This is a genomic window from Prescottella equi (genome assembly GCF_020171745.1).
In the GTDB taxonomy this organism is placed as follows: domain Bacteria; phylum Actinomycetota; class Actinomycetes; order Mycobacteriales; family Mycobacteriaceae; genus Prescottella; species Prescottella equi_A.
On record NZ_JAIVAH010000022.1, the window covers coordinates 24,025 to 36,089 of the forward strand.

The 12,065-nt window shown below is 70.1% G+C and carries 11 protein-coding genes; 8 read left to right on the plus strand and 3 right to left on the minus strand.

The genetic code is table 11. The features are described from left to right. The first annotated feature begins 46 nt into the window (after positions 1 to 46). Positions 47 to 1,051 (plus strand): malate dehydrogenase, encoded by a 1,005-nt coding sequence (locus tag LCL87_RS18150; RefSeq protein WP_225022183.1) that lies wholly within the window; start codon positions 47 to 49, stop codon positions 1,049 to 1,051. A gap of 31 nt (positions 1,052 to 1,082) precedes the next feature. On the opposite strand, the gene LCL87_RS18155 is transcribed toward LCL87_RS18150, so the two are convergent. The 3 genes from LCL87_RS18155 to LCL87_RS18165 form a co-directional block, all read right to left on the minus strand. After that, entirely contained in the window at positions 1,083 to 2,435 is a 1,353-nt protein-coding gene (locus LCL87_RS18155) for a hypothetical protein (RefSeq protein ID WP_225022185.1), read from the minus strand. Continuing rightward, on the minus strand, positions 2,432 to 2,761 hold the full coding sequence (locus tag LCL87_RS18160) for a type VII secretion target (protein ID WP_225022187.1): 330 nt from the start codon (positions 2,759 to 2,761) through the stop codon (positions 2,432 to 2,434). Before LCL87_RS18160 ends, LCL87_RS18155 begins: the two co-directional genes overlap by 4 nt. Positions 2,762 to 2,824: 63 nt before the next feature. Continuing rightward, positions 2,825 to 3,529 carry a TetR/AcrR family transcriptional regulator gene (locus tag LCL87_RS18165; RefSeq protein WP_225022189.1) on the minus strand — a complete coding sequence of 235 codons (705 nt, stop codon included), beginning with the start codon at positions 3,527 to 3,529 and terminating at the stop codon, positions 2,825 to 2,827. 267 nt (positions 3,530 to 3,796) lie between these two features. Between LCL87_RS18165 and LCL87_RS18170 the strand changes: the two genes are divergently transcribed. From LCL87_RS18170 to LCL87_RS18200, 7 genes are all read left to right on the plus strand, one after another. Then, positions 3,797 to 5,332, plus strand: coding sequence for an amino acid permease (locus tag LCL87_RS18170; RefSeq protein WP_225022191.1), 1,536 nt, complete (start codon positions 3,797 to 3,799; stop codon positions 5,330 to 5,332). Between the two features lies 1 nt (position 5,333). Continuing rightward, the gene (locus tag LCL87_RS18175) at positions 5,334 to 6,200 is read left to right on the plus strand and encodes an urea amidolyase associated protein UAAP1 (RefSeq protein ID WP_225022192.1); all 867 of its coding nucleotides are present in this window, start codon (positions 5,334 to 5,336) and stop codon (positions 6,198 to 6,200) included. Then, positions 6,197 to 6,856, plus strand: coding sequence for an urea amidolyase associated protein UAAP2 (locus LCL87_RS18180; protein ID WP_225022194.1), 660 nt, complete (start codon positions 6,197 to 6,199; stop codon positions 6,854 to 6,856). The genes LCL87_RS18175 and LCL87_RS18180 overlap by 4 nt, the downstream gene beginning before the upstream one ends. Then, on the plus strand, positions 6,853 to 8,838 hold the full coding sequence (locus LCL87_RS18185; RefSeq protein WP_225022196.1) for a 5-oxoprolinase/urea amidolyase family protein: 1,986 nt from the start codon (positions 6,853 to 6,855) through the stop codon (positions 8,836 to 8,838). The genes LCL87_RS18180 and LCL87_RS18185 overlap by 4 nt, the downstream gene beginning before the upstream one ends. Before the next feature lie 154 nt (positions 8,839 to 8,992). Continuing rightward, positions 8,993 to 10,477, plus strand: a complete 1,485-nt coding sequence (locus LCL87_RS18190) for an MFS transporter (RefSeq protein ID WP_225022197.1) — start codon at positions 8,993 to 8,995, stop codon at positions 10,475 to 10,477. 14 nt (positions 10,478 to 10,491) lie between these two features. Further along, on the plus strand, positions 10,492 to 11,049 hold the full coding sequence (locus LCL87_RS18195) for a TetR/AcrR family transcriptional regulator (RefSeq protein WP_225022199.1): 558 nt from the start codon (positions 10,492 to 10,494) through the stop codon (positions 11,047 to 11,049). Positions 11,050 to 11,429: 380 nt separating this feature from the next. Then, entirely contained in the window at positions 11,430 to 12,020 is a 591-nt protein-coding gene (locus LCL87_RS18200; protein ID WP_225022201.1) for a TetR/AcrR family transcriptional regulator, read from the plus strand. Positions 12,021 to 12,065: the final 45 nt, after the last annotated feature.

A 12,065-nucleotide genomic window follows, 5' to 3' on the forward strand; every position in this document is an offset into this window, starting at 1 on the left:
ATTCGTGCCTACGGTGGAGGTGTCGACTTCGACTCGAGGAGGCGGTATGCACACTGCACCTGTCGACAAGGCGCCCGTCACGGTCACCGTCACCGGCGCGTCCGGCCAGATCGCCTACGGTCTGCTGTTCCGGATCGCCGCCGGCGACATGCTCGGCCCCGACACCCCGGTCCGGCTGCGGCTGCTCGAGATCCCGGCGGCGGTACGCGCCGCGGAGGGCGTCGCGATGGAACTCGAGGACGGGGCGTTCCCGTTGCTGAGCGGGGTGGACATCACCGACGACGCGACTCGTGGTTTCGACGGCGCGAGCGTCGCGATGCTCGTCGGCGCCCGGCCCCGCACACAGGGTATGGAACGCGGCGACCTGCTCGCCGCCAACGGCGCGATCTTCACCGCGCAGGGACGGGCCATCGAGGCCGCGGCCGCCGACGACGTCAAGGTTCTCGTCGTGGGCAACCCCGCCAACACCAACGCCCTCATCGCGATGAACAACGCGCCGGGCGTGCCGCGCACCCGGTTCAGTGCGCTGACCCGCCTCGACCACAACCGGGCCATCGCGCAGTTGGCGCACCGGACCGGCGAGCCCGCGGCGTCGATCCGGCGGATGACGATCTGGGGTAACCACTCGGCAACCCAGTACCCGGACCTGTCCCACGCACTCGTCGGCAACAAGCCCGCCGAGGACGCGGTCTCGGACCGGGCCTGGATCGAGGACACGTTCATCCCGACCGTGCAGCAACGCGGCTCCGCGATCATCCGTGCCCGCGGGTCGTCGTCCGCGGCCAGTGCTGCGAGCGCCGCGATCGACCACGTGCGCGACTGGACGGCCGGCACCGCCGACGGGGACTGGGTGTCGATGGCGGTGTGCTCCGACGGTTCCTACGGCGTGCCGGAGGGGCTGATCAGTTCGTTCCCCGTCACCTGTGCCGACGGCGAATTCCGGATCGTGCCGGACCTGGGGATCGACGAATTCTCCCGCGCCCGCATCGACCTGTCGATCGCCGAACTCGAGCAGGAACGCGACGCGGTGCGCGCGCTCGGTCTCGTCTGACGACGACGCGGCCGAGCGCGCCGGACGCGACTCAGCGCGGTGCCCGGCCCTCGGGTCCCGAGTCCTCGAAGCCGCTGAGGGCATCGATCTCGACCCTGCCGATCACCGCGGGCGCCACCATCGGCAACTCGCCGACCACCTCGTCGCCCGGTACGGCGGTGGTGAGGTAGCCGGTGTTACCCCGGTGCACGGTGTCGTCGTAGGCGCCGCGCGGCTGTGATCCCATGCCGGTCGGCGCGTAGCCGGGCGCCGCGGGACTGCCGGCGGACGTACGGACGGCGCCGCCGTCGGAGTTCGTACTGCTCGTCGGGGTGACCACCGAGGGCTGTGCGGCCGACCGTCCGCGGCCCGCCGATCCGGCCAGGATGCCGGTGCCGCCCGCGACGTATCCGGGCACGAACCCGCCGCCGGCGCCGCCGGATGCGCCCGCCCCGCCGCCGAACGACGCTGCGGTGGGGGCGAAGTCACGGGCGGAAACGGGCGTCACGCCCGCGGCGTGAGTCTGTGCCGGCGGCGAATCGCCGTACTGCGCGGACGAGTCGACGAGCGTCCTTCCCACGGACTCGAGGACCGACCCCGCAATCGCGATGGGCGACTGCCCGCCCGGGGCCAGCAGACCGGCCGCCGGGGCGGGAGCTGCGGGTATCGGGATCTCGGCGCCCAGAGCCGCCATCGCGGACTGGTGGCCGGCGAGTTCGGTGCGGGTCGCGGCGACCACCGAGAGCGCGCGTTGCAGATGGTCGGCGGCCGCGGCCAGCAGCATGGTCTGGCCCGGGGGAGTGAGCGCCACCGGGGCGGCCGCCACGGCGGTCGCCGCGAACGATTCGGCAACCGCGACGAGCTGGGCGTTGCCGCGGGAGACCGTAGCGGCCGCGTCCTGCGTGACGGTGGCGATCGCGTTGCCGCGCTCGCTGAGCTGCTCGCCGGTGACCCGGACCTGCTCGCCCTGGGATTGCGCGGCGAGCGCCGCCGGTCCGTCCCAGGCGCCGTCCAGGGCCCGCAGCCCGGAGACGCCCATCGACAGCGCGGTGTCGATGACAGACGAGGACTGTCGCAGCAGCGCGGTGGGATCGAATCCGCCGAACGCGCCGGTGCCGAACGCGCTCGCGAGATCGGCCACCGGCTGCAGCAACTGGTCGATGCCGGGCAGTGGCGGCAGCGGTGGCAGTTCGGGCAGCGGCGGCAGCGCCGGAAGTGGTGGCAGCACGCCCGCGGCGATGTCCGTGAACGGCGTGTTCAGCATCGGGCCGAATGGAGAGGCGGCGAGCGCGTCCATCGGCGTCTGCGGAACGGGCATGTCCAGGACCGGCCCGACGGGTGAGGCCTGCAGCAGGTCCAGCACGGTCGGCTGATCCGGGCCGACGGTGGAATCAGGCGTCGTCATGCGTTGTCCCCCAGAGCACTGCGTGCGTCGCCCAAGACGCGTTCGGTGGCGTGATCGGTCGCGTCGTACGCGGCGGCGATCGCGTGCGCTACCGCCCCGGTGCCGGCGTAGTGGTTCGCGAGAGCGGCAACCGACCGCGCGTGCGCCGTCTGCGTGGCCGCGAACGTTGCCAGGAAATCGGCGCCGATCGCGCCGAACACCGGTGTCAGAGCCGCGACGTTCGCGGCCAGGTCCAACCCGCCCGCGGTCGCGATGTGCGTCGCGGCCCCCGCCGCGACGTCGCCGTACACCCGAATCTCATCGGGCGCAGCAGAAAACCCGTCCATGATGACCCCCCATTGGTCGACTCGGCACACACTCTAACCGACCCACCGGCACGTGGTCGGCCCTCATCGTCGGGGCTGTGGACAACTCTCCGAGAGCCGGTCGAGCGCCGCGAGTGCGAGTCCTCTGGTCTCGATCGACGGACCGGACCGGCCCAGGACCCGCAGGACCGCGTCCGCCACGAGTTCGGGCGGAAGTGCCTGCGTCGGAGTGCCGGGCTGGTCGGCGGCAGCGTCCGACCGGGCATTGATCGTGGCCTCCACCAGTCGGAACGGCAGCGCGGCCACGGCCGGTCCGACATCCGGATCGTCGATCACCGCCAGCGCCTCGACCGCAAACTCGGTGTACCGCGTCATGAGTTCGCCACGGAGCGAGCGGAATTCGGCGAAGCGGTCGGTCGTGACCTCGGGTAGTAGATACAGGGCCCCGAGATTCCAGCGCGACTCGGCGAGTTGCGCGGCGTCGAACAGAGTGAGGGCATAGATGCGAACGAGGGGATCCGGGCAGTCCCGTCGTAGCGCCTCGGCGCACGCCAGGGGCGCCGCGACGGTATCGAGCAGCAGTGCGGCGAGGATGTCGTCCTTGGTCCCGAAGTGGTGGTACATCGAGGCCTGCCGAATGCCGACGGCGTCGGCGATCATCCGCGTGGAGGTGCCGGTGAAGCCGCGTGTCGTGAACAGTTCGGCCGCGGCGTCGAGGATCTCGTCCCGCGCGGTCGCGCCCGGTCGCATGCGGGTCTTCAGCCGTGGCCTTCCGGAACCGGTCGTCATGTCTCCATCCTCGCAGGAACCTGTCCACTGATCCCGACATGACAGTGCCGCAGGGTGTTTCGTGGTTCTGACCTGCGGCTGTGAGCACCCGGACACCGCGTCGTAACCGGGGATACGTGGGTGCAACGGAAAACGCCGATGACGACCCACGATCGCAACCTGCGCGACATCGTGCGCGCCGTTCCGGGCCGAAAACTGTCGAGTGACAGAAACCAGTACCCGGGATTTCCGGGGAGGTGACGCTTTCCGTCTCTCGCAGGAGGGTTCATGACAGCCACCGTGACGACAGCGTCGAGCGACCGGGGCGACCTGGCCGAGTTCGGCTACGAGCAGCAGTTGCACCGCTCCCTCGGGAAGTTCGGGTCCTTCGCGGCCGGCTTCTCGTTCGTCTCGATTCTCACGACGATCTTCCAGTTGTTCGGACTCGGCTTCGGTTTCGCCGGGCCGGCCTTCTTCTGGACCTGGCCCGTGGTGTTCCTCGGGCAGTTCATGGTCGCGTTGTGTTTCGCCGAGATGGCGGCGCGCTACCCGATCTCCGGCGCGATCTACCAGTGGGCACGGCGCCTCGGTGGCGCGATCGTCGGCTGGTTCGCGGGCTGGTTCATGATCATCGCGCAGATCGTCACCGCGGCCGCCGCGGCGATCGCACTCCAGGTGGTGCTGCCGTCGATCTGGAGCGGATTCCAGGTGATCGGCGACGATCCCGCGCTCACCTCGCCGGACGGTGCCGCCAACGCGGTCCTGCTCGGGTCGATCCTGCTGGTGCTCACGACCACCATCAACTGCATCGGCGTGAACTGGATGTCGCGCATCAACAGCATCGGCGTGACCTGCGAAATCGTCGGTGTCGTCGCGGTGATCGGCATGTTCTTCACCCACGCCCAGCGGGGTCCGGACGTCGTCTTCGACACCGGCGTCGCCGGCACGCAGCCCGGATACATCTGGGCCTGGATCGTCTCGGGCCTGATGGCCGCGTACGTCATGGTCGGCTTCGGCTCGGCGGGTGAACTCGCCGAGGAGACACACAACCCGCGTCGGGTCGCGCCGCGCACGATCCGCCTCGCGCTGTCGGTCTCGGCGCTCGGCGGCGGCCTCATGATCGTCGGCGCGCTCATGGCCGCGCCGAGCCTCACCGACGGCCGCCTGGCCACCGAGGGCCTGCCGTACGTGCTGACGTCGATCCTGAGTTCCCCGTGGGGGACGCTACTGCTCGTGGACGTCGCGATCGCGGTGTTCGTGTGCACCCTCGCGATCCAGACCGCCGCGTCCCGCCTGATGTTCGGGATGGCGCGCGACGGCAAGCTGCCCGCCAGCGACGTGCTGGCGAAGGTCAATCCGCGCACCGGCACCCCGATCGCGCCGAGCGTGCTGATCGGCCTGCTGTGCATCGCCGTTCTCGCGGTCAACGTCGGCAACTCCGCGATCTTCGCGACGCTCTCGAGCGTGTGCATCGTGCTCATCTACCTCGCGTACCTCATGGTGACCGTGCCGATGCTCGTGCGCCGCCTGTCGGGTCGGCCGCTGGGCGGGCCGGACGTGGACGCCGACGGTCGAAAATTGTTCTCCCTGGGCGTGTTCGCGATTCCCGTGAACATCGCGGCCGTCGCCTACGGCGCCCTCATGGTCGTCAACCTGTCCTGGCCCCGCGCCGAGATCTTCAATCCGACGGGGGAGTACCCGATCCTGCAGTGGGCCGCCCCGCTCGCGGTGCTCGCCGTGGTGATCGCCGGCGCCATCTGCTACTCGTCCCGCGGCACCTCCCGCGGCGCCCGTGTCCCGAACCCCGCCACGATCGGAGCCTGAAGTGACCACCCCCGACCTCGTCGATCTCACCGACGACACGTCCACCACCGCCACCGCCCGCGCGCACGCCCGTGCCCAGGCCGGGACCCGCAGCGACGCGATGCCGGTCGTGCCCGCCTCCGACTGGCCGGCGCCTCCGGAGGCCGTCGCCGCCGAGCGTCTCGTGTGGGCGGAGACGGTCCCCGGCGGCCGGTACGCCTCGAAGGTGCTCGCCCGCGGCACCCGGATCCGGCTGCGGGACCTCGACGGCAACGCGTGCGCCAACGTGCTGCTCTTCCGGGCCGACGCGCCGTGGGAGCGACTCAACGTCGCCGACACCGTGAAGGTGCCGTGGCAGGCGTACCTCGGTTCCGGGCACCCGCTGCTCTCCGACGCCGGCCGCATCCTCGCCACCGTCGTCGCCGACACCTCCGGTCACCACGATGCGCTGTGCGGGACCACGAGTGTCGCCGCGAACCGGGAGAAGTACGGCGCCGGCGCGCTGCATTCGGCGGCCCCCGCCGGGCGTGAACTGTTCACCGTCGCCGCGGCCAAGCACGATCTGGGCCCGAGGGACCTACCGCCGTCGCTGTCGTTCTTCCACGGCGTGCGCGTCGCACCGGACGGCGCCCTGGACAGCACCGGCACGGCGGGCGCCGGGGCGTACGTCGACCTGCTGCTGCATCTGCCGGTGATCGTGCTGGTCGCGAACACCGCGCATCCCCTCGACCCCACGCCGGAGTTCGCGACCACCCCGCTCGAGATCCTCGCCTGGTCCGCGCCCGACGAACTCGACACCCTCCCGAACCACGACCCGGAGTACCGCCGCGCCGTCCTCAACACCGAGGACGCCTGGGCCGCACTGAATGCTGGAAAGGACGCACGATGACCACCCTGCTTCCCGCCGCCGACCTGGCCCTCGCTCCGGGCGAGATCGTGCTCGACGAGACCGTCGCCCCGCGCGGACCCTGGTCCGCCGTCGTTGCCGCCGGCGACGTCCTGACCATCGTCGACCTGCACGGCAACCAGGCGGTCGACACACTGATCTATGCCGCCGGCGACCCCTCCCGGCGTTACTCGGCCGCGGCCACGGTCGTCGGGCAGCGCAACCTGTTCCTCACCACCGGCAGCGTGCTGCGCGCCGACGACGGCGGCCCGCTCATGACGATCGTGGCCGACGAGGTCGGCAACCACGACACCGTCGGCGGGGCGTGCTCGCAGGAGTCGAACACGCTGCGCTACGGCCACCACACCAAGCACCAGCACGCGTGCGTCGAGAACTTCCTGATCGAGGGTGCCCGGTGGGGGCTCGGCAAGCGGGACCTGGTCTCGAACATCAACTTCTTCATGAACGTTCCGGTCGACGCGGACGGCGCGCTGGGGATCGTCGACGGCCTGTCCGCGCCGGGCAAGCGGCTTGCTCTGCGGGCGGAGGTCGACGCGTTGGTGCTGGTCTCGAACTGCCCGCAGATCAACAACCCGTGCAACGGCTTCGACCCCACCGCCGTCCGCATGATCGTCACCCGTCCGGAGGTGCGGCGATGACCGCCAAGTGCACGGTGCTGCGGCCCGGCATGGGCACCACGGTCCAGGACTACCCGGGCCGGACCGGATACTGGCAGATCGGTGTGCCGCCGTCGGGGCCGATGGACGACCTGTCGTTCCGGCTCGGCAACGTCGCGGTCGGAAACCCTGAGGGCACGGCGGGATTCGAGGCCGTCATGGCCGGACCCGCGCTCCGCTTCGACGAACCCACCCACGTATGCGTCACCGGTGCGCCGGTTACCGTGACGGTCGACGGCGCCGTCGTCCCGCAGTGGCGCCCGGTGCTGGTGCCGGCCGGGGGAGTGCTCGACGTCGGGGCCGTCTCCGGTCCCGGACTTCGGGTGTACGTCCTGATCGCGGGCGGTCTCGACGTCCCCGAATTCCTCGGCAGCGCTTCGACGTTCACGCTGGGTCGCTTCGGCGGGCTGGACGGGCGCGCCCTCCGCGAGGGTGACGTGCTGGCGCTCGGCGACGCACCGACGTCGGCGCCGTCGGCGGTCCCGTCCGAGTCGGTGCCCGCGCTGTCGCAGCGCTGGGAGATCGCGGTGACCGAAGGGCCGCACGGCGCCCCGGAGTTCTTCACCCGTGCCGACATCGACGCCCTGTACCGCACCGACTACGAGGTGCACTTCAACTCCGACCGCACCGGCGTGCGGCTGATCGGCCCGCAGCCCGACTGGGCCCGCCCCGACGGCGGCGAGGCGGGCCTGCATCCGTCGAACATCCACGACAACGCGTACTCGATCGGTGCGCTGGACTTCACCGGTGACACCCCGATCCTGCTGGGACCCGACGGCCCGAGCCTGGGTGGATTCGTCTGTCCGGTGACGGTGGTCGCGGCCGACCGGTGGAAGCTCGGCCAGCTGGCGCCGGGCAACACGGTGCGGTTCGTGCCGGTCCGGGCCGACCGGTCGGCGTCGCGGCGGGACCTCGGACTCGGCCGCCGGGCGGGTCTGCCCGCGGTGCTCTCGACCGGGGGTGACGGTGACGACGGCGTGCTCGCGCGGCGCGACGGCGCAACACCGGTCACCTATCGCCGCTCGGGCGACGACAACGTGCTCGTCGAGTACGGCGACATGACCCTCGACCTGGCGCTGCGGGCCCGGGTGCACGCGCTGCACCAGCGGCTCGAGTCGGAGCGGCCGGCGGGCCTGCTGGACCTCACGCCGGGAATCCGGTCGCTGCAGGTACGGGTCGACCCCGACGTCCTGCCGGTCCCGACGCTGCTCGGGCTGCTGGCGGAGGCCGAGGACCAGATTCCGGCGGCGAACGAACTGGTGGTCCCGAGTCGGACGGTGCGGATGCCGCTGTCCTGGGACGACCCGGCCACCCGCGAGGCCATCGCCCGCTACATGCACGGCGTGCGAGCGGATGCGCCGTGGTGCCCGTGGAACATCGAGTTCATCCGCCGCATGAACGGTCTCGAGTCGGTGAACGATGTGTTCGACACGGTGTTCGGCGCCGACTACCTGGTGCTCGGCCTGGGCGACGTGTACCTGGGGGCGCCGGTCGCGACCCCGCTCGACCCTCGGCACCGTCTCGTCACCACCAAGTACAACCCGGCCCGCACCTGGACACCGGAGAACGCGGTGGGCATCGGCGGCGCATACCTGTGCATCTACGGCATGGAGGGGCCGGGCGGCTACCAGTTCGTCGGCCGCACCACGCAGGTGTGGAACCACCGGCACCCGCAGTCGTCGGGCCCGTTCGAGGACGGAACCCCGTGGCTGCTGCGCTTCTTCGACCGGATCTCGTGGTACCCGGTGGAGCCCGAAGAACTGCTCGATCTGCGGGCCGACCTTGCGGCCGGACGGGGGTCCGGCGGTATCGAGATCGCCGACGGCAGTTTCTCGTTGGCCGACCACGAGCGGTTCCTCGCGGACAACGCGCCGTCGATCGAGGCGTTCCGCGCGAAGCAGGCGGTCGCGTTCGCCGACGAGCGACGCCGGTGGGCCGACGCCGGCGAGTTCGCGCGCCGCTGAGGGCTCGATCACATCTCCCTCGTGGCGGGACGGCGATTTGCCCTCCGGGGTGAATGGGTGTTCACTCCAAGGTGAACGCTCATTCACCCCGGTTGTTCCGGAGGCCGCCACCCGGCGGCCCCGGCGTCCGGCTCGCACGTCCGGAGATGATCCATTGGCTGCACGACCCATCGCCACCGCGCTTCCCGAGGTGCAGGTGACGCCGCGCCGTTCCAGCGCCCTGATGACCGCGGTGCTGTGTCTGTGCGGCACGCTCGTCTCGCTGCAGCAGACGCTCGTGGTCCCGCTGCTCCCGGACCTGCGCCACATCCTCGACGTCAGCGCCGACAATGCGTTCTGGCTGGTAACTATCACGCTGCTGACCGCCGCGGTGGCCACACCGATCGTCTCGCGACTGGCCGACATGGTCGGCAAGAAGCGCATGATGATGGTGGCGATGTCGGTGATGGTCAGCGGTTCGCTGCTCGCCGCGATCGGCGGCACCTTCGTGACGGTGCTCATCGGCCGCGGCATGCAGGGTTTCGCGTCGTCGCTCATCGCGGTCGGTATCGGGATCCTGCGTGACGAACTGCCGCGCGAGAAGGTGCCCGCCGCGACGGCACTGATGAGCGCGACGCTCGGCATGGGTAGCGCACTGGGGCTTCCGCTCGCCGGCGTGATCTATCCGCACCTCGGCTGGCACGCGATCTTCTGGATCTCCGCGGCCGCCGGTGCCGTGATGCTCGCTGCGGTTGCATACGTGGTGCCGGAATCCAAGGTCCGCTCGCCCGGACGATTCGACATCGTCGGCGCCGTCATCCTGTCCATCGCGCTCACGGGGCTGCTGCTGGGAATCTCCAAGGGCGGTTCCTGGGGCTGGGGCAGCGGCCGCACTCTCGGGTGCTTCGCACTCGCGGCGGTCGTGATTGCGATCTGGATTCCGTACCAGCTGCGGGTCACCGACCCGATGGTGAACCTGCGGACCTCGGCGCGGCGACCGGTGCTGCTGACGAACATCGCGTCGATGATCGTCGGATTCGCGATGTTCGCGAACATGCTCGCCACCACGCAACAGCTGCAGATGCCCGAGAGCACGGGCTACGGGTTCGGGCTCAGCGTCCTCACGGCCGGGCTGTGCATGGTGCCGGCAGGCATGTCGATGGTGGTCTTCTCGCCGCTGTCGGCGAAGATCACCGTGCGATTCGGTGCCCGCACCACGCTCATCACCGGTGCACTCATCCTCGCGGCCGCCTACGTCATCCGCTTCTCGTTCAACGGGTCCGTCGCCCTGATCATCCTGGGGGCGATGGTCGTGAACATCGGCACCGCGATCACGTACTCGGCGATGCCCATCCTGATCATGCAGTCGGTGCCGATCACCGAGACCGCCGCGTCGAACGGGCTCAACTCGCTGGTGCGGTCGATCGGAACGTCGACGTCGAGCGCAGTCGTCACCGCGCTGCTGACCGCGATGACCATGGATGTCGCGGGCGTGCACCTGCCGACCCTCGACGCGTTCCGCACGGTCTTCGCGGTGGCGTGTGTGATGGCGCTGCTCGCCGCCGCGGTCGCATGGTTCATTCCGAGGATGCCCCGGACGGTGCGCGTGGCGACGGTCGTCGAGGCCGCGGCCGAGGCGCGGGTGGAGACGGCGTCGTGACTAGGGTGGGTGCGGTGAACGGAAAGTCCACGCGGGACAACATCATCGACGCCGCCCGTCGGCTGTTCTCCGAGCGCGGCTACACGGCCACGACGATCAAGGATGTCGCCGAACTCGCCGGCTATTCGCCGGCGATGGTGATGAAGATGATGGGCAGCAAGGCCGAGCTGTACAAGGCGGCGGCGCCGACGCTGCCGTCGGTGGCCGACGACCCGCATTTCTGCGAGCACGAGGCGCCCGGATATCGACTGGTGCGCAACATCGTCGAACGACGCGACGCCGACGAGTCCGAACCGTGGGTGATGATGCCGCTGCTGATCCACGAGGCTCCGGACAGGGAGGCCGCGCAGGCCGACGCGCGCGAGCGGTACATCCGCGGTATCGCGGGCAAGATCGGCGATACGTCCGACGACAAGCTGCCCACGCAGATGGTCGTCGCCGTCCTCCTCGGCCTCGCCGGCGGCATCCGGACGGTGGGGCTCCTCTCCACTGACGTGATCGACCCCGAGGATCTCGTCCGCCGCTACGGCGCCGTGGTCCAGTCGATCATCGACGGGATCGCGGCGGGGTAGGCGGGGATGCTCCGGAAACGGTCTCAGTAATTCGGATGTCGTTCGGCCGCCACGCGGTGGCAGCACCATAGTCTTCGGGCACGGGGGAATCATCGAAGATACGGGGCCGCGCCCTGCCGACACTCGCGTTGTGTGCGCCTGGACTGGGAAGAACCCGCTCCGCGATCACGGCTGCGCCTTCCCCGGGTGCGGAGCACCACCGCTGAAGGCGACGTCGACGGGCGCATCGTTCTGCGTGCCCTCGGCGGCATCTGCAGCATCGCCGAGCGAGTCGGCCAGCGGTCTTCAACGACTGCGACCGGCGAAGAATCGCTCGATGGACGGCGCTTCCGCTCGGAGCAATGATGGACCGGGTGGTCCAATACAGATATCCTGGCTGCATGCCGCGTCCACGCCAGTTCGAGGAAGAGGTTGTCCTGGCGGCCGTGCAGGCGGCGTTCTGGGACAACGGGTACGCAGGCACGTCACTCGAAGATCTCGTGGCAGCCAGCGGACTGGGCAAAGGGAGTCTGTACGGGGCATTCGGAGACAAGCGGAGCTTGTTCCTGCGTGTGCTGCGCGAGTACGACGAGGCCAACGATCGGATGCTGCGTTCGTGGCTGGAGCAGGCCGACCGCGCTATCGATGTGATTCGTGGTTTCGTGACCGGACCCGTACGCGATCCCGGCGGCGAACAGGCCCGTCGCGGTTGCCTACTCGCCAATACCGCGATGGAGCTCTCCGTGAGCACTGCCGAGGTGGCCGCCGAGGCGCGGCGCAGCTACGCCGCAACCACTTCCGTGCTGGTCGATGCGATACGGCGAGCGCAGCGCGAGGGCGACATCGCCCCCCATGTCGACTCGGAAGGCGCCGCCCATGCGGTGCTGGCAGGTCAGCTCGGGCTGATTGTCCTCGGCCGGGTCGGCCAAGATCCGGCCGCCCTGTCGATTACGGCCGAGGCCCTGCTCAACGGCCTGTTGCCCAAGCCCTGATTATTCCCGCAATGGCGTGAGAGAGAACAGTTCCACCCATGTTCT